The organism is Enterobacter sp. Li2LvB3, from assembly GCF_056156645.1.
On the sequence record NZ_JBSICG010000041.1, the window covers coordinates 1 to 19,890 of the forward strand.

12 protein-coding genes and 4 pseudogenes are annotated in these 19,890 nt (G+C 53.1%); 13 read left to right on the top strand and 3 right to left on the bottom strand.

Annotated features, from left to right (window positions below; translation table 11 throughout):
* The first annotated feature begins 17 nt into the window (after positions 1-17).
* From traT to ACS603_RS22885, 6 genes are all read left to right on the top strand, one after another.
* A complete protein-coding gene (gene traT, locus ACS603_RS22860; RefSeq protein WP_474944984.1) occupies positions 18-704 on the top strand; it encodes a complement resistance protein TraT in 687 nt (228 codons plus the stop codon).
* 201 nt (positions 705-905) lie between these two features.
* Entirely contained in the window at positions 906-3,419 is a 2,514-nt protein-coding gene (gene traD, locus ACS603_RS22865) for a type IV conjugative transfer system coupling protein TraD (RefSeq protein WP_474944974.1), read from the top strand.
* Positions 3,416-8,845, top strand: coding sequence for a conjugative transfer relaxase/helicase TraI (traI, locus tag ACS603_RS22870; protein WP_474944975.1), 5,430 nt, complete (start codon positions 3,416-3,418; stop codon positions 8,843-8,845). The genes traD and traI overlap by 4 nt, the downstream gene beginning before the upstream one ends.
* A 27-nt stretch (positions 8,846-8,872) precedes the next feature.
* The gene (locus ACS603_RS22875; protein ID WP_474944976.1) at positions 8,873-9,661 is read left to right on the top strand and encodes a DsbA family protein; all 789 of its coding nucleotides are present in this window, start codon (positions 8,873-8,875) and stop codon (positions 9,659-9,661) included.
* A gap of 561 nt (positions 9,662-10,222) precedes the next feature.
* Positions 10,223-11,266 carry a plasmid replication initiator RepA gene (gene repA / locus ACS603_RS22880; RefSeq protein WP_474944977.1) on the top strand — a complete coding sequence of 348 codons (1,044 nt, stop codon included), beginning with the start codon at positions 10,223-10,225 and terminating at the stop codon, positions 11,264-11,266.
* Between the two features lie 813 nt (positions 11,267-12,079).
* Positions 12,080-12,310, top strand: a complete 231-nt coding sequence (locus ACS603_RS22885) for a DUF2767 family protein (RefSeq protein ID WP_474944978.1) — start codon at positions 12,080-12,082, stop codon at positions 12,308-12,310.
* Positions 12,311-12,330: 20 nt separating this feature from the next.
* On the opposite strand, the gene ACS603_RS22890 is transcribed toward ACS603_RS22885, so the two are convergent.
* Positions 12,331-13,098, bottom strand: coding sequence for a TraX family protein (locus ACS603_RS22890; RefSeq protein ID WP_474944979.1), 768 nt, complete (start codon positions 13,096-13,098; stop codon positions 12,331-12,333).
* An 831-nt stretch (positions 13,099-13,929) separates the two neighbouring features.
* Between ACS603_RS22890 and ACS603_RS22895 the strand changes: the two genes are divergently transcribed.
* From ACS603_RS22895 to ACS603_RS22905, 3 genes and pseudogenes are all read left to right on the top strand, one after another.
* Positions 13,930-14,700, top strand: a complete 771-nt coding sequence (locus ACS603_RS22895) for a winged helix-turn-helix domain-containing protein (protein WP_474944980.1) — start codon at positions 13,930-13,932, stop codon at positions 14,698-14,700.
* 4 nt (positions 14,701-14,704) lie between these two features.
* A complete protein-coding gene (locus ACS603_RS22900; protein WP_474944981.1) occupies positions 14,705-15,211 on the top strand; it encodes a hypothetical protein in 507 nt (168 codons plus the stop codon).
* Positions 15,212-15,465, top strand: a pseudogene (locus ACS603_RS22905) (DUF4158 domain-containing protein); the annotation flags it as partial.
* 28 nt (positions 15,466-15,493) lie between these two features.
* On the opposite strand, the pseudogene ACS603_RS22910 reads toward ACS603_RS22905, so the two are convergent.
* Together ACS603_RS22910 and ACS603_RS22915 are read right to left on the bottom strand one after the other, a co-directional pair.
* A pseudogene (locus ACS603_RS22910) lies at positions 15,494-15,634 on the bottom strand (IS3 family transposase); the annotation flags it as partial.
* Positions 15,598-16,518 (bottom strand): annotated as a pseudogene (locus ACS603_RS22915) (IS110 family RNA-guided transposase); the annotation flags it as partial. The pseudogenes ACS603_RS22915 and ACS603_RS22910, both read right to left, overlap by 37 nt.
* A 229-nt stretch (positions 16,519-16,747) precedes the next feature.
* On the opposite strand from ACS603_RS22915, the gene ACS603_RS22920 reads away from it, so the two are divergent.
* From ACS603_RS22920 to ACS603_RS22935, 4 genes and pseudogenes are all read left to right on the top strand, one after another.
* A complete protein-coding gene (locus ACS603_RS22920; RefSeq protein ID WP_474944982.1) occupies positions 16,748-17,332 on the top strand; it encodes an NAD(P)H-binding protein in 585 nt (194 codons plus the stop codon).
* Positions 17,333-17,520: 188 nt separating this feature from the next.
* Positions 17,521-18,213 (top strand): MFS transporter, encoded by a 693-nt coding sequence (locus tag ACS603_RS22925; protein ID WP_474944983.1) that lies wholly within the window; start codon positions 17,521-17,523, stop codon positions 18,211-18,213.
* Positions 18,214-18,257: 44 nt separating this feature from the next.
* A protein-coding gene (locus ACS603_RS22930) for an IS3 family transposase (protein WP_445663590.1) occupies positions 18,258-19,405 on the top strand; the annotation gives its coding sequence in 2 pieces (ribosomal slippage) (positions 18,258-18,495 and positions 18,495-19,405; 1,149 coding nt in all).
* 82 nt (positions 19,406-19,487) lie between these two features.
* A pseudogene (locus ACS603_RS22935) lies at positions 19,488-19,707 on the top strand (IS256-like element ISSoEn2 family transposase); the annotation flags it as partial.
* Positions 19,708-19,890 lie beyond the last annotated feature (183 nt).

The window sequence follows — 19,890 nt, forward strand, 5'->3', positions numbered from 1 at the left end:
GCTTAGTCGCGTCTTCACTGGCGCTTTCGGGTTGTGGAGCCATGTCCACCGCAGTGAAAAAACGTAATCTCGACGTGAAAACCCAGATGAGTGAAACCATCTGGCTGGAGCCGTCATCAGAGAAAACCGTTTATCTTCAGATCCGCAACACGTCTGACAAGGATATGTCCGGACTGCAAACCCAGATAACCAATGAACTTGCCGCGAAAGGCTACCGTGTATCCAGCTCACCGGACACTGCCTACTACTGGATTCAGGCCAATGTCCTGAAGGCTGAAAAAATGGATCTGCGCCAGTCTCAGGGGTTCCTGAGCAGTGGTTATGAAGGCGCTGCAATGGGTGCGGCTCTGGGTGCGGGTATCACGGCATATAACTCCACATCAGCGGGGGCGACCCTGGGTGTGGGGCTGGCAAGCGGCCTGATTGGCATGGCTGCGGATGCGATGGTCGAGGACGTCAACTACACGATGGTGACCGATCTGCAGATTTCCGAACGCAGCAAAGCGACCGTCACAACGGACAATATCGCCGCCCTGAAACAGGGCACGTCAGGCGTGAAGGTGCAGACCAGCACCGAGCAGGGTAACCGTGCCAAATACCAGACCCGTGTGGTATCCAACGCCAACAAAGTGAACCTCAAGTTTGAAGAGGCGCAACCTGTACTGGAAGCGCAGCTGGCCAAATCTATCGCCGGTATCATGTAATATCCAGCGGCTGCGACGACCGTCGCAGCTGTTCTTCCTTTCTTCCTGATTTTCACCGTGTTCATTCCTGAGCAGGGTGCGTCAGTGCTTTCTGTCAGTCCCCTGAAATTACGCTTCCTCGCATGACTGCGCCGGGCGCAGCCCTGTCTGCGGCGAGCGTTGCGTATTCACATTTAACAGACTAACTGTCGGACATTATCTATGAGCTTCGCAGGTAAAAACCTCACCCAGGGCGGGCAGATGACCGCCTATCGCTGGCGCATGTTCATTCAGGTGAACAACTGGATAGGATTCTGGATTTTCATCCTGTTTGCCGTGCTGACCGTTGCCATCTTTCTCTTGCGTGTTCCGCAGGAAACCCTCGATAACGGCTCGCTGTGGTGGTTCGCCAGCCTCAACAGCAGCTTTATCGATCTGATGCCGGCAACGGGCACACCGAAGGTCTACGACGTTCACTACTGGTATGCCCCCACCGCGACGGCAATGGTTCTCAAAATGACCCTGCCGCAGATTTTTACCGACCCGTACATGCAGGCAATGGGCGCTCAGTGCCTGACGGAGCTGGAGTGGGCTGCCGGTGGCAGTGGTCTGTTCAGTATGGTGGTGTTTCTGGCAGTGACCTGGTTCATTGCTGATATCGGGCGCAAGGAGAGTGAAGACCAGTACATCTCCGGGATGCAGCTGACGGATAAACCCGCAGAGGTGAACAGGCTGCTGCGCAAGAACGGTGAGCTTTCCGATTTACGCGTGGGTGATCTGCACATGGTCAGGATGGCCGAAGTGCTGAACTTTCTGATGCATGGCACCATTGGTGTCGGTAAATCGACCCTGATCCGATGGCTTCTGGACCACATACGCAAACGTGGCGACAGGGCCATCATCTACGACTCCGGCTGTACCTTCACGGCAACCCACTACAACCCGGATACCGACTTCATTCTTAATTCCCACGACGAACGCTGTGCTAACTGGCAGATGTGGGGGGAATGCATTGATGCGGTGGATTACGACAACCTGGCCGCCAGTCTCATCCCGGTGGAAGGGGAGTCCGATCCGTTCTGGGTATCCAGTTCGCGCACCATTTTTGCCGACCTCGCCATTCGCATGTCAGTTGACCCGGAACGCAGCATCGAAAAGTTCCTCAAAACCCTGCTGTCACTCAGCATGAAAAGCCTCCGGGGTTATCTGGCGAATACCCCGTCAGCAAACCTGGTCGAGGAGAAAATCGAGAAAACGGCTATCTCCATTCGTTCCGTGGTGACCAACTACGCCAAAGCACTGCGCTACTTGCAGGGGCTGGATGACGGAACAAAGCCCCCGTTTACCATCCGGGAGTGGATGACCCAGGAGCGCTATGACAACAGCTGGCTGTTTATCTCCACGCAGGCCCGTCACCGCAAGAGCGTGCGACCGCTGATCTCCCTCTGGGTTTCACTGGCCACGCTGATGTTACAGAGCATGGGTGAGAACAGCGATCGCCGGGTGTGGTTCATTATCGATGAAACACCGAGTCTGCAACGTATCCCGGAGCTGGCCGAAACACTGGCGGAAGCGCGCAAGTTCGGGGGCTGTTTCGTTCTGGGGATGCAGAACATGGCGCAGCTGGTTCACGTCTACGGCCGCGAGCTGGCCAAAAGTATCTTCGACCTGATGAACACCCGTATGTACGGCCGTTCCCCGAGTGCGGAGATGGCCAAAGTGGTGGAAGAGGAGCTGGGTAATCAGCGTAAGCGCGAGATACGCGAGCAGAACAGCTACGGTCTGGACCAGGTACGTGACGGGGTGTCGCTCGGCAAGGACAAGGTCAACAACCCTGTCGTCGATTATGAACAGATCATGCGGCTGCCGAACCTGAGTTTTTACGTGCGTCTGCCGGGCGAATACCCGGTGGTGCGGCTGAAGCTTAAATACCGCGAAATGAAGAAACATCATCCAGGCCTGCTCGAGCGTAACATCCGGGACGCACTCAGTCCGGAGCTGGAGAAGGTCATTCAGCAGAATGAGCGCGCGGCGACTGCGGCCGGGCTGACGTTCCCGACCGGTGATGAGCTGATGGAAAAGGGCAGTGATACCCCGTCGTCAATGGTCACTACCGTTCCGCCGGTATCCGGAGGGGGGACTGATACAACGGTAAAACCATACAAGGAGCCTGATACTCCTGCACCTGTGACACAGAGGCCTGTCGTCAGCACAACCCCGAACGATCATCCCGCAGCACCTGAAATCGAACGGAAGGTAATAAAAACGGAGCCAGTGACACCCCCTGTCACTGAAGTAAAAACCAGTAATGTCATTTCACTTCGCCCTTCCAGTCCACCGCCTGTCACTGCGGAGCCGGATATCTCTTCTGCACTGCAAAAAATTAAAGCCAGGATGCAGACCGACGACGTATCTGAACCTTCACCAGCTGGTGCGCTCGGGATGCTACAGCGGCGTCTGAATTCTGGCGCCGGAACGACAGGCGACAGCGATCCTGCCAGCGAAAGTGGGGGTGAATCCATGAATCTGGAGATGAAGGTGGCCACACAACCTGACGGGGCACTGACCGTGACCACGGCCGGAAAGAACCTGCCACCTGACGCGCCTGCGGACGAACACCGTACTAACCGCCAGCTGGCGCAGGAAGAAGAGAACATTTTACTTCACCGTGACGCGGGCGATCCGGGTTACGACGAAAACGACCAGCGTTATTACGACAGAGAGCCTGAATTATGATGTCAGTTGCCCCAGTAGCATCAGCCGGCGGGGCCGCCGGCTACTACAGCAATTCCGATAACTATTATTTTCTGGGCAGCCTCCAGAGCCTCTGGATGGGTGAAGGTGCGAAAGAACTGGGCCTTGAAGGCAATGTCCGTGGCGATGACCTGACGGCCGTGCTCGAAGGCCGTCTCCCGGACGGTTCGCGCCTCGGAAAAGAGGTTAACGGACAACATGTTCACCGGCCAGGCCACGACCTGACCTTTTCCGCCCCGAAAAGCGTCTCCATTCTGGCCTTAATCGGTAACGATAAAGCGATGCTGGAAGCGCACAACCATGCCGTGCGTGTGGCCGCAGGCTATGTGGAAAAACTTATTTCCGCGCGCGATACCAAAGACGGTGTCACCTCCATCGTGCATACCGGCAAGATGGTGGCGGCCGCCTACACCCATGACACGTCCCGTAACCTTGACCCGCAGCTGCATACCCACCTGCTGATCGCCAACATGACGGAGTCCGGGGGGAAATGGAAAGCGCTGGCCACTGATTACATCCATAACGCCGGCTTTATCGAAACCGTCATGAAGCACCAGGTCACGCTCGGCAAAATCTACCGCAGTGCCCTTCGTCAGCAGGTTGAATCGCTCGGTCATGAAGTGGAAGAAACGGGTAAAAACGGACTCTGGGAGATTAAGGGTATCCCGGAAGAGGTCCGGGAAGAATACTCCTCCCGTGGCCGGGAAATTCAGGGGGCAGTGGGGGCAGAGGCCACACTGCGCAGCCGGGATGTGGCCGCGAAAGACACGCGCCGAGCAAAGGTCGATCCGTCCCGCCTGCGGCTGATGGAGCGCTGGCTCGGGCAAATGAAGGAAAAAGGCTTTGACCTGAAGGCCTATCAGGAGAGTGTGGAGCCGCGTGATGCCGGGCAACGTGACTCGCCGCCACAGCCCGAACGGGTATCGCCAGCCATGCCTGCCCGGGCGGAGCAGGAAGCAGGAACACAACCCGAAAAGGCCACCCGGACAGAGAAAAGCCCGCAGGCGGACGCCGCACCGGCGGTGCGGGATACCCCGGCGCACCAGCCAGAACCACAACAGTCTGACAGCATGAGTCAGTCATCCCCCCCGCTTACTCAAAATCTTTCACCTGGCAGGACGTCGCCGCCGGTGTTGTCGGTGCCCGCTGAGGTCCCGCTGCCGGACGTGGCAGACGCGGTAAGGATGGCCATCTCACAACTGAGTGACAGCAAGACCCGCTTCACCTTCGGGGAACTGATGCTGACCACCGCTGAACTGAGTGAGCAGCTTCCGGCTGTCCAGGCCATTCGTGACGCCATCGATGCCTCGCTGAAAGACGGTATGATTGTGCCGCTGGACAGTGAAAAGGGCGTGTTCACCTCCCGTATTCACCTGCTGGATGAACTCTCCATCCAGGCACTCAGCCAGGAACATCTCAAATCCACCCGGGTCGTCAGTTTTACCCGACCGGAGCAGTATGCCCCGCCGGCGCTGGCGGTTGTGGAGACGGACGCCCTGGTGCTGATGAACGCACCGTCCGGCGTTGCCGGCATTCGTGACCTGACCGCGCAACTGACCGGGATTTCTACCGCGCTCGGGCGCGATGTGCAGGTGCTGGCCAGCTCTGCGGAGCGGGCCATTTCGCTGGCCAGAACCGATGACCTTCGCGAGCGGATCATCAGTCGCCAGCATGTCCTGAGCGGCGATTTTCATCTTAAACCGCAGAGCACCCTGATTATTGAAGGGGCCGAGCGTCTGGGGCTGAAAGAAACGCTGGTCCTGCTCGGCGAAGCCCGTGCGCAGGATGCACAGCTGGTCTTCCTCGACAGCGCGGGACGCCAGGCGAACGGCAACGCCATGTCGGTGCTGGAGTCCGCCGGAGTATCCCGTTCCCGCCGCACGGAGCCTGCGCCAGGGCTGGAGGCGGAGGTTATCAGCATCCCGGTCAAACGTGACCGCTATGAGGCGCTGGCCAGCCGCTTTGCCGAGCTGAGCGGCGGCAGTGAAAACGTCACCGCTGTTGTGGTCGGCAAACGGGAACAGGCGCAGCTGACCGGACTGGTGCGTGATGCGTTACAGAACGCCGGCCAGCTGGGGCGGGGTGGGGTGGATATCGAGGCACGTCAGCCGGTCTGGCTGGACAGTAAAACCCGTCGCATGTCCGGCTCATACCGCGCAGGTATGGTGCTTGAGGATCGCAGTGATGCAAAAGCGCGTAAATCGTATGTGATTGACCGGGTGCATGAGGACACGCGGGTGCTTTCCCTTATTGACGGCGATGGCGTGCTGACCCGGATGAAAATCGGGGATGTCAGTGCTGACTGGCGGCTGTTCAACCGCGAAACACTGAATGTGGCCACCGGTGAGAAACTGCTGGCCGTGGCGGGCGACCGCGAACACAGCCTGAAGGCAAAGGACCGCCTGGAGGTCACCGGTATCAGCGAAAAAGGGATAGAAGTCAGACGTGGGGACACCACCCTGACGTTTCCCGTGGACCAGCCACTTTACCTCTCTCACGCCTATGTTTCGGCACCGGGTGGCAGGGACAATGATACCGGCGTGGTGCTGGCTGCACTGAACAGCCGGGATATCTCGACGCAGACCATGAACTCACTGGCACAGAGTGGCCATCGTGCGGAAGTGTTTACTGCTGAGGTTCAGGACCGGGCGGAAGCGCGGCTTCAGCGCATGAAAACCAGCACCTCACCCGTGCAACTGGTCCGCAGTCTGAGTGGCCGTGAGGATGTCAGCGAAGCCGTTGGCTCCCTGCATGACAATGTCAGAACGGAGGCCGGACTGGCGGTATGGCGTGCCATCAACGACCAGCGCGATGTGGTGTTCAGCGAACTGAAGCTGGCAGCCCAGGCGGAGAAATATCACCCGGATCTGGATTCTGTGGGGCATGAGATTGGCGCGATGATTAAAACGGGGGAGCTGCTTCAGGTATCGGCCGGGGGCGAACCCATGCTGGTCGCCCGCGCGACCTGGGAGATGGAAAAGGCCATTCTGCGCGTGGTGAGCGAGGGGAAAAACACGCAGCAGCCACTGCTGGAGCAGGTCCCTGACGCGGTGCTGGACGGTCTGACCGGCGGCCAGAAAGCGGCCACAACCCTTGTTCTGGGAACCACTGACCAGTTTATCGGGATTCAGGGATACGCGGGGGTGGGGAAAACCACGCAAATGAAGGCTGTGAAAGGGGCCCTTGAGACGCTGCCCTCTGATGTGCGACCGGAACTGACGGGGCTTGCCCCGACGCACCAGGCCGTAAAAGAAATGAATGATGTGGGTGTCCGGGCACAGACCATCAAATCCTTTATCGTGGAGCATGATCAGGCAACGGCTGCGGGTGAGAAACCCGACTACAAAGGACAGCTGTTTCTTATCGATGAGTCCTCGATGGCAGGTAACCAGGACACGGCGGCCCTGTTCCAGGCGATAGCGAACGGCGGGGGCCGGGCAGTATCAATGGGAGATATCGACCAGTTCGAATCTGTTGATGTGGGTGCGCCCTTTAAGCTGATGCAGGAGCGCAGCCCGATGGACGTGGCCATCATGAAACAGATTGTTCGTCAGAAGGATGTGCAGCTGCGTGGTACCGTCCACGACATCATTGATAACCGGATCGATGCCGCCCTGACGCGTATTGAGGCGCAGCCGGCTGACCGCGTGGCCAGAACGGAAGGGGCAACGCTGCCAGCCAGCCCCTTTCAGGAAACGGAAACGCCTGTGGCCGATATTGTGGCGGACTGGATTGGACGCACGCCGGCTGCCCGGGCGCAGACGCTTATTATCACCCAGCTGAACGCCGACCGTCAGGCCGTGAATGCCGGTATCCATGCACAGATGGCCAGCCGGGGTGAACTGGGTGAGCAGGCCATCACCGTTCCGGTGCTGAACAAAATCACCCATACCCGTCATGAGTTTAACAAGACAGCGGCATGGCAGACCGGCATGGTGGTGAAACGCGGCGACCGCTACCAGGATGTGGTCGCCGTTGACCGCAACGGCAACACGGTCACTGTCCGTGACGAAGAGGGAAAAATCGGGCTGTATTCGCCAAAACAACTCATTACGGGCGATGTGCAGTTGTTCAGCCGCAGCGAGATGGAGGTTCGCGCCGGCGACCTGCTGAAATACACGGCGACCGACAAGGAGCTGGGTCAGATGGCCAATCAGCGCTACACGGTGGAATCGGTCAGTGAGACGGGGCATATCCGTCTCAGGGGCGAAAACGGGCGCGTCACCATCAACCCGCAGGATGTCCGGGCGCAGCAGCATATCGACTACGGCTGGGCAGTGACCGGCTACGGGGCTCAGGGAGCGAGCACCGATTACGTCATCGCACTTGAGGGCACGGAGGAAGGGCGTAAAGCGCTGGCCACCCGCCGTGCGTTCTATATCTCCACTTCACGTGTGAAGGAGCACGTCCAGATTTATACCGACGGGAAGGATAAGTGGGTTAAGGCGGTCAAATCACCAGAGCGCGATATCAAAACGGCCCACGATGCGCTGGCACCCGAAACGCAGCGTAAGCAGGCAAAAGCCATCTGGGCAATGGGACAGCCGGTCAGTAAAACCGCAATTGGACGAGCCTGGGTGCGACATCAGGGTATGCAGGAGGCGTCCCTGACGGCGAAAGTTATCCCGGCAACCCGTCGATTCCCGGAGCCGGCACTGGCGCTGCCGGTGTATGACAACAATGGCAAAAGTGCCGGTCTTGCCCTGGTTTCTCTGGTTCCCGGTCCTGAAGGTCGTATGACGCAGGGCGACACCCGCATGATAGCCACAGAACAGGCCCGGGGGGCCGTGTTACAGCGAAGCCAGTCCGGAAACACGATTGTGGTCAGTGACCTGACTGCCGCGCTCGATGCTGTCCGCAACCATCCAAAGGACGGTGTGGTCTTGCAGACCGGGGATGAAGCACCGTCCTCATGGCTGCTCAGGGTCAGCGGTGGTGTCCGCCAGGATGAGTCCCTGCGTATCAGCTCAACGTTCAGTGATGGACAGGATAATCAGCAACAACATGAGCAGAGCCGTGCCGTACAGATTCGCCAGGAAGAGGCCGAACGCACTCAGTCTCAGGACAACAGACCGGCTGAATTGCCACAGGAGGAGGTGGTGAAACTGCGGGCAGACGAACTTAACCCGACGAAAGCTGAATCCCTTACACCGGATGCCATTCTTATCGCGAATATACGTGAATCCGAACGTGTCGATGACCGTGAGCAGTCCGTTGCGGGGAGTGTGCGAAACGAGCTCGCGAAGTCCGTCAGAGCACCGGATGAACAGGAAAGAGCCTCACGCGTCATCAGTGACCTGGCTAATGCAGAGAAGGATATGCTCCGGGTGGCTGACAACGAAGCACGTGGCAGGATGCCGGAGCACGACGAACAGTCCCTCAGCCGTACCATTCAGAAAGAACGTTAATCCCCCTTTAAACATGAGAGTTCAGCAATGAAAGCAAACAAATTAGCGGCATTAGTAGTTACAACATACATTGGCTTTGGTTTTACTGCACACGCCTCAGCTCCTCAGCCGGTATTCAGCCCGGAGCAGGAAACCCGGATCGGAGAAATCGCCGCAGAGTATCTGGTGGCTCACCCGGAAATTCTGGTCACGGTCAGCCAGAAACTTCAGGCCCGACAACAGGAGCAACAGCAGAAGATATTTGCACTCAGTGTGATGGAAAATCAGGACGCTCTGTTACATGACCCCGACACACCGGTGGCCGGACCGGATGATGCGAAAGTGGCGGTGATCGAATTCTTTGATTACCAGTGTGTGTTCTGCAGCCACTTCGCCCCGGAGCTGGAGAAGGTCATGAAGGCGCAGCCGGACGTGCGGTATTTCTTCAAAGAGTGGCCCATCTTTGGCAGCCGCTGGGACACCTCGCTGCAGGCTGCACAGCTGGGTCTGTCGGTCTGGAAAGAGAAAGGGGCGCAGGCGTATGTGACCTACCATAATGCGGTCTACGCCACCGGACACTATGAAGGTGCACTGACGACAGAAGATATCCGGGAGGCGGCCGTAAAAGCCGGCGTCAGCGAGCCGGCGAAAAATGACCACACGGCGTTGCTGGAGAAAAACAGCAACCTGGCAGAGTCGCTGGGACTCACCGGTACGCCCGGTATCATCGTCATGCCGCTCAGCGGTGCCACGCCAGACACCATAACGGTATTTCCGCAGGCTGTTACCGCCGGGCAGCTTCAGGCTGCAATTCGTAAGGCCACTCAGACACACTGAGTGTGCTCCCTGAAGGCAAGCTCCCGCCAGAGGTTGTCTTTCAGGTTCCGCGCGTACCCGCCACCTTATCTTCCCGCACCTTTGCGCTTCCTCGATCAGGCCTGCCGGCTTGATGCTGCGGCGAGCGCTGCTGTCAGAAGCGCCATACAATCAATCGTTACCCTACTAACGATATCTGGTCTTACATCTGGAAAAAGCGGTAACGAACAGGTAATATTCGGATCGTCGGCGATCGTCTTGTGGTGGGACAGGTTGCTGATTCAGATTACTTTTGTTACCTAACTCAAACTGACGTTTGACTGCTTTGTGGTGAGGCAGGCGGGTGGCAAAAAAACGTTATCCGGGAGAAATGCGGACTTCCGGAAACATACAGGGATGGGGCGTATCCAGGAAAACGCTCAGGAGCAGGTGACGGGGATTGCCCGAAGCCTGAATGCACAAACCCCCTGATATCTTTCTCTACTTGGCGGCAGGTCAGATATCAGGGGGTCCAAAAGCAGGTGTGATGCAAAGCGCGTGAAAGCACGCAACAAGCTCATCACCTGTGCAGGATTATAACGCATGCACCATAGAAAACAACACCCGAAGGGTGAGAGTGACATTCCATTATCCGTCCACTGGTCTGAACTGCCTGAAGATGAACAGATCCGCTTCTGGCAGGAGGTGGATGCCGGCACCCGGGAGGATTTTCTTCTCGCCCCGACCACAAAACAGACGCGCCGCACGCGCGGGGACCATTCCACAAAAGCCAAGTGTGAATTTCCTGTCTGGTATCGCCCTGTGCATTATAAAAAGCTCTCCGGCCAGATGGGTCGTGCCTACAACCGGCTTGTGATGTTTGACAAGGTGACCGGGCTGCCCAGGCTGCGTATTCACATTTCCCGTCATCCCCTTTTTGTCACGGGCCTCCGGAAGGCAGGACGAAAATACGGTTTCCGGCCGGAACGTCAGCGCCTGAACGACGCCCTCTGGCCGCTCCTCGTGAGTTTCTGCGACGGGGGTAAGCACACCGTGGGTATGTGTATCTCTCGCCTGGCGAAAGAGCTGAGTCCGAAAGATGAAAACGGGAATGTCATTCCGGAAACTGAGGTGACGGTGTCACGTCTTTCCCGGCTTATTGATGAACTGGTGCGCTTCGGTGTGCTTGGACTGGCTGAAGAACGCACGTGGGATCGTGATTCACGCTCCTGGCTCCCGGTTTATGTCTATATCACGCCTGCCGGTTTTCAGATGCTGGGTGTCGATATGGAGAAGCTGCAAAAAGAGCAGGAGAAGAAACTGCGGCTCAGCGCCGAGCGTGAACGGCTGATCCGTGAAGGTGCGATGAACGAGCATGATGAGATTACCCCGCATAAGGCCCGCCAGTGCTGGTCCGGTCAGAAACGGCGTGACGCGCTGACTTACCGCCGTAAGAAAGGGGCTGAGCGTAAGCGTGCCAGTAACCTGATCAAGCTGCCGGCAGACGAACGTCTTCATGCCATGGAAAAATGGGTGTACAAAACACTTCCTCATGATGAGGCGTACTGGTGTACGCCGGAACGGCTGACGCAACTGGCTGTTCAGCACCTGTATCAGCTTGACCTGGCGTTATCACCCCCGGATTAACCCGGACAACCCTGCAATCTGTCCACTGTCTGAAAGCCCCTCGCCGGGGCTTTTGGTGCTGGAATTTTCCGGCATTTCAGCGCGTTTTTTGTACACCCCTCACCAAATCATCCCTCCTCTGACGCTGACTTCCCTGTCGGAACGGCACTAAATGACGTCCAAAAAATTTTATCCACAGAAATCCGCAAAGGAATAAATCAGCAAATCGGCAAAGGAATAACAGCAAACCCGCAAAATAATCTAACCCCCGTTTTTTATCGCTCTGTTCATTTCATTCCAGAGTGGATCTTTGTCTTCCGAGACACTGTGGATAATCGATAATGCCTTCGCGTGCAGCGGCCTCACGGCCACGCGCTCAGAAAACAACATGATTTTCCTCCCGTCGCACGCGCCGGGCCCCGTTCTGACCAGAATCCGCCACCGCACACAGACCTGACCCCTGCTAAACCGACGCCGCCCCGGCCCCAAGGGCCGGAACACCCTCGCTTTAAGAGGGATGTTGTAACTAGTATCCAGCCGCTGCCACAGACCTTCATGTCCTCGTGCCCGCCACCTACCAACAAAGCTGTATAATAGTCACGTGCCAGTGAAAAACCGTCTGGCAGGAAGGGGGATAATCTCGTTTGTGGAACTTCTTCATCGGGGAGCGGCATCTTTACTGCTGAACGCCCGAGTTCCAACGTCAAAACATGTATCGTTCGCGAAGCTCACTCCCATACTCACCGCCGTCTGAAGTCACTGGGGTCAGTCCGGGAACGGGAGATTTTGTACGGCTAGCCTTATTTTGAACAGACACTCTGCGGAGGGGACCGGATGGACTATTCAGACACCTTCATGCGCCAGCATGAGGAGATGTGCCAGGTGGTGGGCAGTATCGTTTTTTCGCTTGTTGAAGCCGGGCATGACTCCACAAGCCAAAACATCATCACCGTACTGCGCAACGGGCTGGCAGAAAGCGGTAAATGGGAGCCAGACCAGGTTCTGTATCTCCAGCTGGCCATTGACTTGCTGGAGCAGGGACGCATCATCCCGGGGCAAGGATAACCCCCGGGGCTGTGCACATCTCACCAGACATGCATCAGGATGAGCAGTATCAGCAGGTGACCGGCATAAGCGATGTAGAAAAATTGCCGGGGCATAAAGCGTGGACAACCATCCGGAAACAGCTGAATGCTCAGTGAAACGGCCATCAGGGGGAGAACCAGTGTGGGAAGCATGGCGAACAGCAGCGTGTCGGCAGGCAGACTCAGCAGATGCGACACCCCGTTCAGACTGCACAGCGACAGCCCGGACACGATCACTCCCGTGCGCTGCACGCCAGGTGTCTTCCCGCCCGTCACCATCACCAGACCGCCGGCCAGCATCAGGCCTGACAGCCCGTAGCTTGCCGGATTCAGCGGCCAGACCAGGGTGCCCAGGAGCAGAATGCCTGCCATCAGTCCTTTTTTCCCGTACCGGTACTGAAGGGCAAGCAGCTGCGTGACGCCCGCGAACACGAACAGGATGTTCAGTGCCCACCAGGGCTGATGTCCGGCAAAAGCCAGGCTGAAGACCGGTTGGGTGAATGCCGCCCACATCCACAGCCGGTTTGCCCTCTTCTGAAGCCGTTCCGGCGTGCGCTGCACGTTCATCGCCCAGATAAGCGTGAACAGGGGGAAGGCCATCCGGCCAAGCGCATACATCAGGGGTTCCGGTGGCGTCAGCAGCAGGGTATTGACGTGGTCGATGAGCATGGTACCCAGCGCCAGCATTTTGACCATATCCAGGGCGGCAGGACTGATTTTCCCTGGTGTCTGAAGGGGGTGAAGAAGGTCGGAAACCATTTGATTCATTACGTGTACTCTCCTGACGGCACGCCGTCAGCAGCCAGCCCTGAACATGATGCCAGAATGCCCTGCCCGTCTGTGACGTTACGCGAACCTTTAATTTTTCCAGAATTTTGCGCGCCGCAAACTCAGATTTATCACGCAGCACGCGCATGGCACCTGCCACATCCTTATTCTGAATACAAAGACTTAAAATATGAAAATCGTTCATGACACTCCCTTCCTGACCTTATTATTATCGGTCATATCCATAAAATATTTAGATTAGGGGAGTGACTTTACCTGTAAAAAATAATTTCAGAACAACCCAATTTAAAATTCAGAATCATTTTCATATTCAACTGATATTTATAAATTCAGAAAGTCTCGCAGGTTAATCATTTGTCACATTGTTGTCAGTAATATTATCGGGTGTGCCGGAGTGGAGTCTGGCGAAATCCTCGCGGATCGATTTTGCTACTGGTTTCCATACCTTTTTGGCCCACTATATATTTAAGCGTGATTAAGCAATCTTTTTCTTTTCAACGTTGGAATTAATAGATATCTTTTTAGTCTAGCATATGTGACGTGGCATCACTACGCAAAGCTCTTAACCTGGTGCTGGACATGAATGGGAAACCCATTCTTTCTATGATATAAGATTATCCATATGATTTAATTGAAAAAAAATCCTCATCTCACTTATTTAAGAAAAGGTTATATCATTGTTTTTATTGACTTTCTATTCGTTATATTTTTACGATATTTAGTGATAAAAAGGCATAAAATCTTTATTTTTTTTCTTTTGGATGTAACCTCACTAAAACTAAATTAACACAAAAATTATTGAGCTCGCTTATGGACTCTGAATCTAAAAAACACATTATTATAGCAGATGAAATTTTATTTTCACTTCATGAGTTGTTGTTGATAAATATTCGGAGTAAACAATCAAAGAAAATAAAAAAAACCGAGGCGAGATGTTTATTTTTACTTCTCAAAAAACATGGGGAGGTTATTTCTCAGAAAGAATTACTGTTATATGCATGGGAGGAAAGGCATCGTGAGGTTTCTTTCAATGTATTTTATCAATGTATATTATCTTTACGAAAATCTTTTGTACAGCTTGGGCTTTCCGATAAATTCATTATCACTGTACCCAGAAAAGGCGTCATGACTGATAAATCTCATACTGTTGATTTCCACTCAGATGAAATCATGCTGGGGTTGGAATTTAAGGATATTCGCACCAACACAACTCTACTTGAGAGAAATAGTTTCTTTGGTTATCTTAATGAAAAATATGTTTTTTTTAGCACGGTTGTGATTGTTTTTATATTATTGAGCGTAGTTTCTTATAATTTCGATCTAAAAGACTATTTTTCTTTATACCCTCTAAAAGGAGAGACGGTTAATCACTGCAAGTATTATTTCAATAATGATGTAAGTGATTACAGTTTGCATTTAAAACTAATGAAGCAGAATCCTACTATGTGCCCGGATAACGGATTTTTGTACATTACGGCTTTTAGGGGGGCTCAGAATATATCTGCAATCGCTTGCTCAAAACAAATCAGTCATGACAAAAATGAACAATGTCATTCTTTTTATTTCCCAAAGTCGATTTAACGTTATGAAAAAAAACAATATTTATATAAATTTTGGATTATTTGTTGTTTTTACTTCAACAGTGGTCATAATTTTTGTTTTTTTACGACCCTATACAACCTCAATAGGTTACAACACTCTGAGTTGTCGGGCTGATATGACCATATCTAATGGCGATACTAAATTCCAAGGGGTGCTTGATTACAAATTTGACCACCAAAAGGGGATTTCAAACGTTACAGGTAGGATATCTGATTCAGGAAAGGATTATTTGGTTCAAAGAACAATACTATTCACTTTAAAAAAATATGGGATTAGCCCAATATGGAGTTCTGACGATATTGTGCCTTCTGATATAGAGAATGCCCCCGATTTTTTATTATCTAGAGTTCTCCCTGATTTTTACATTAGGCCCGGTAAAATTACCGATTCTGATGTGATTGCAGTTAACAAAAACGCATGGTTAATTACGAAGTCCAGTATGCCATATATTTATTGCAAAAAATATAATCTTAACGATATTAATAATTAACTGACGCCACATAGAATATTAATTAAAGAATATTACGGCCATCATAAATTTGGTTATTTTCCTTGGTCTTTCCACCTGAAGCGCTTGCTGCACACCCGTGCATAGCTCAGTAATGAGCGTTCTGGTCTGATGTCTGATGTCTGATGTCTGATTTTGCCACCGCGTGGCTGCTTCAGAATAAGGTACTGCAGCCCGGCGTAACCACACTTGTACGTCTCGTCAGGCGGGCAAATCAGCGGTTGTGGAAAAAGCTGACCACCCGCGTGCCGGCGTTCCTGGACATTCCCGCAGATCCAGATGGATCTTGCGATAACCATAGACGCATCCCGATTCCAGCCAGAACTGTTTAATCTGTCCTGTCAGTCTCAGGTCTGCCTGATGGCGTTGTGAATGCGGCTGCTGAAGCCAGGCGTAAAAGCCACTAGGGCTATTGTCCACAGAGCATTGTTAGCTTCACGCGAGCCGCCGCGGTTTAATCTGTGCCTGACTGTTTTTCCTGATGATGCTGGTAACGGATTTACACCACAGAGCGATGCCAGGGCTGCTTCATTTTTTAAACGTTCGGGGTTATCACCTGCAACGGCCAGCAATGTTGCAGCTGTCTGCGGTCCTACGCCAAACTGGTTACGAAGGTTACTGGCATATTTGCGGGTCAGTTTATCCAGAGACTCGTCCAGTTCATTCAGTTCTTCAGCCAGGGCCATCCATCGTTTCGCAAGGCTTCGAAGCGTGCTGCACAGGGCTATACGCAGTGGAGAGGACTCCGGCACTTCGTAGTAAATGCAGGCGACTAAGCATTCGTGTGGTTTCGATTTCCAGAGTTTGTCACGAACATCCTGCGGAGCACTCACCAGCAGTGCGCGAAGCTGGTTAATCGCCTGAGTGCGGGCTTTCACTGCACTACGTCGGGCAACGCTAATAATCCGGAGCGCTTCGCACGCACCGGACTGCATTTTGGGTATAGCTTTGCTGCTCCCTGAAAGTACTGTCCGGGCTGCATTCTCTGCATCCAGTGGATCTGACTTCCCTTCAAGGCGACGTTTTGAGCGATCTGGCCGGTTAACTTCAACAACATAAACACTATTTTTAATGAGAAAACGTGTTAACGCAGCACCATAAGTTCCGGTTCCTTCAATGCCAGCTCGCTCAAGAACCCCAAAAGATTTAGCCCACTCAAACAGTTCCAGATAGCCAGTTTGAGTGGTCTGAATAATGCGGGTACCAAGCAGTTTACCTGCCTGACTGATAACAGCACCGACATGAAGGGGTCCGCTTGGAAAACGGAAAATATCCCACGTTAAGCCCATTTGTTATACACGCAGGCATCAAGGCCGAGATCCTCCGTCATCCATCAGTACGATGTATGACGCTCTTGCCGATGAGTCGCTGGTGAAGAGTACTTTCCTCTGTATTTAACCCGCTACAAAATCACTCAATAATTCTTGATTTATGAATACTGAAAGCTAAATAAATCCACATACAATGATAAACGATCCATTTACACTGTCTGCATACTGATTAATGAGAGATAAATAAATGGCTAACGTATTGATTCTTGGCGCTGCCGGTTCCCTGGCACGTGTTGCTACACGCTATCTGCTGGATAACAGCGAAGCCCAACTGACACTTTATTTACGTCAGCCTGACCGGCTGATCAACCAAGACCCTTCCCGGGTAAAAATCATTGAAGGGGATGTTCTTGATATTCATCAACTTAAAGCCTCGATGGTGGGACAAGATATTATTTATGCCAACCTGAGTGGTGATATGAAAAGACAGGCGCAGTGTATTGTGCAGGCAATGAAAGATGTCGGTGTCCGGCGGCTTATCTTTATCAGCTCGATGGGTATCTATGATGAAGTTCCAGATCAGCACTATGGCGCAGTGTTAACACCTTATCGGGAGTCGGCTGCCGTAGTAGAAGCCTCTGGTCTGGAATACACGATTATCCGCCCAGGATGGTTTACCAATGGCAGTGATGTGGATTATGTACTCACCCAAAAAGGGCAGATGTTCATGGGGAGCAGTGTGTCCCGGTTAAGTATTGCTGACCTGATTACTCAGGTGGTGATCACTCCAGCCCTTTATTCAGGTGACAGCCTGGGCATTGCCCGCGTTTGATATTCCCGGTGCATAAAACTGAATAGAGGCATTTATGCTTAACGCAAAATCAATTTTTGACGCTTATGGCGCGTTAAATTTTTTCGAAAAACGTCAGATGATATCCCTGATTTAATATTCCACACCAGAAGAGAAATTAAATGTTGCCCAGTACGTCAATAAATACGCAAAGCAGGTACTCGCATCCCATGACTATCCTGACCATCGTATTGATGAGCTATGTCATGATTGTTATTGATAATTCGATTGTCATTACAGGATTACCAAAAATCCAGAATGAGCTTCATTTCAGCGCTACTGGATTATCCTGGGTATCGAGCGCATATGCGCTTACGTTTGGTGGCTTTCTGCTTCTCAGTGCGAAAGCGGGGGATATGTATGGGCGTCGAAAAATGTTAACTCTGGGTCTGGGGTTGTTTTCAATTTCTTCGTTAGCCATTGGGCTAAGCCCGGGCGCTGAATTTTTGGTCACCGCGAGGGCTATTCAGGGGATCGGTGCGTCAATTCTTGCCCCTTCAACACTTGCAATACTCCAGGTGACGTTTCAGTCTCCCCATAAAAGAGCTAAAGCGATATCTTACTACGCAGCAGCCGGTGGCCTCTCTGCCAGTATTGGACTTGTTCTGGGGGGACTGGTAGCTGACTTACTTTCCTGGCGTGTGGGTTTTTTGATTAACGTACCTATTGGCATTGTATTGATTTGGGCCGCAAACAGGTTTATTCCGGAGACAGAATTACACATCGGCAGACTTGATATTCCTGGTGCTGTTTTATCCTCAGTCGGGATGGCCGCTATTATTTATGGAACGGTCTCATCTGCACAGGTGGGATGGCATAGTAGTATTACACTTTTGGCATTGATTGAATCGCCACGGGTTTAACAGACACCTCGGAGTCATTTAAGATGGCTTAAAGAGAGGTGCCCATGAGCGGTAAGCGTTATCCCGAAGAGTTTAAAATTGAAGCAGTCAAACAGGTTGTTGATCGTGGTTATTCTGTTTCCAGCGTTGCAACACGTCTCGATATCACCACCCACAGCCTTTACGCCTGGATAAAGAAATACGGTCCGGATTCTTCCAATAATAAAGAACAGTCAGATGCTCAGGCCGAGATTCGCCGTCTCCAGAAAGAGCTGAAGCGGGTTACCGACGAACGGGATATATTAAAAAAAGCCGCGGCGTACTTCGCAAAGCTGTCCGACTGAGGTACGCCTTTATCCGTGACAACACCTGTTGCTGGCCTGTTCGCCTGCTCTGTCGGGTGCTGGATGTTCATCCCAGTGGCTTTTACGCTTGGCTTCAGCAGCCGCATTCACAACGCCATCAGACAGACCTGAGACTGACAGGACAGATTAAACAGTTTTGGCTGGAGTCGGGATGCGTCTATGGTTATCGCAAGATCCATCTGGATCTGCGGGATACCGGGCAACAGTGCGGAGTCAACAGAGTCTGGCGACTGATGAAACGTGCCGGGATAAAGGCTCAGGTCGGATACCGGAGCCCGCGGGCACGTAAAGGCGAGGCCTGTATCGTGTCGCCCAACAGGCTCCAGCGACAGTTCAATCCGGATGCTCCGGACGAGCGTTGGGTAACGGACATCACCTACATCAGGACCCACGAAGGGTGGCTGTATCTTGCCGTGGTTGTTGATCTGTTCTCACGCAAAATTATCGGCTGGTCAATGCAATCCCGGATGACAAAGGACATTGTCCTGAACGCATTGCTGATGGCTGTATGGCGGCGTAATCCCCAAAAACAGGTGCTGGTTCACTCTGATCAGGGCAGTCAGTACACAAGCCATGAGTGGCAGTCGTTCCTGAAATCACATGGTCTGGAGGGTAGCATGAGCCGTCGCGGTAACTGCCACGATAATGCGGTTGCAGAAAGCTTTTTCCAGTTGCTGAAGCGTGAACGGATAAAGAAAAAGATCTATGGAACGCGGGAAGAAGCCCGCAGCGATATTTTTGATTACATCGAAATGTTTTATAACAGTAAGCGCCGGCATGGTTCGAGTGATCAGATGCCACCGACGGAATATGAAAATCAATATTATCAACGGCTCAGAAGTGTCTAGATTATCCGTGGCGATTCAGTGGCCCAGAGTTCAATAGTGCCATCCGGATACTACCAGACATCAATGAATTTCTCCCGAAAACACATGGCAGGCAAATTGGGGCCAATCCGGCGACGTTCTTCGCTTAACCGACGGACATCCGCAAGGTGATCTACACGACTAATGCCATCAAAAAGCGTAAGGTGTTCCCGACGGATGACTCGGTGAAAAAGGCGGTGTAGCTGGCAATCCAGGCGGCATCACAAAATGTGACGATGCCGCTGAGAGACTGGCGTATGGCTATGAGCCACTTTATTATCTAGTTCGGTGATCGTCTGGGCGGTTACTACTGAGAAAAGGCTTTTCACAGAATCGTGTACAGGCCCAACAAAGCCCCGCATAAGCTACAAACATCCCCGAAACCACCCGGGAGGGTCACCCCCCCCCCGGGACACTCTGTCAGAACCGGTATTTCAGTCCCACCGCTCCCTGGGTGTCGCTGTAAC

What these genes read in the sequence shown, in the direction of transcription:
- traI (WP_474944975.1), top strand. Translation starts at nt 3,416, where the DNA reads ATGATGTCAGTTGCCCCAGTAGCATCAGCCGGCGGGGCCGCCGGCTAC.
- ACS603_RS22890 (WP_474944979.1), bottom strand. Translation starts at nt 13,098, where the DNA reads ATGAATCAAATGGTTTCCGACCTTCTTCACCCCCTTCAGACACCAGGG.
- traD (WP_474944974.1), top strand. Translation starts at nt 906, where the DNA reads ATGAGCTTCGCAGGTAAAAACCTCACCCAGGGCGGGCAGATGACCGCC.
- ACS603_RS22895 (WP_474944980.1), top strand. Translation starts at nt 13,930, where the DNA reads ATGGACTCTGAATCTAAAAAACACATTATTATAGCAGATGAAATTTTA.
- ACS603_RS22885 (WP_474944978.1), top strand. Translation starts at nt 12,080, where the DNA reads ATGGACTATTCAGACACCTTCATGCGCCAGCATGAGGAGATGTGCCAG.
- repA (WP_474944977.1), top strand. Translation starts at nt 10,223, where the DNA reads ATGCACCATAGAAAACAACACCCGAAGGGTGAGAGTGACATTCCATTA.
- ACS603_RS22925 (WP_474944983.1), top strand. Translation starts at nt 17,521, where the DNA reads ATGACTATCCTGACCATCGTATTGATGAGCTATGTCATGATTGTTATT.
- ACS603_RS22920 (WP_474944982.1), top strand. Translation starts at nt 16,748, where the DNA reads ATGGCTAACGTATTGATTCTTGGCGCTGCCGGTTCCCTGGCACGTGTT.
- ACS603_RS22900 (WP_474944981.1), top strand. Translation starts at nt 14,705, where the DNA reads ATGAAAAAAAACAATATTTATATAAATTTTGGATTATTTGTTGTTTTT.
- ACS603_RS22875 (WP_474944976.1), top strand. Translation starts at nt 8,873, where the DNA reads ATGAAAGCAAACAAATTAGCGGCATTAGTAGTTACAACATACATTGGC.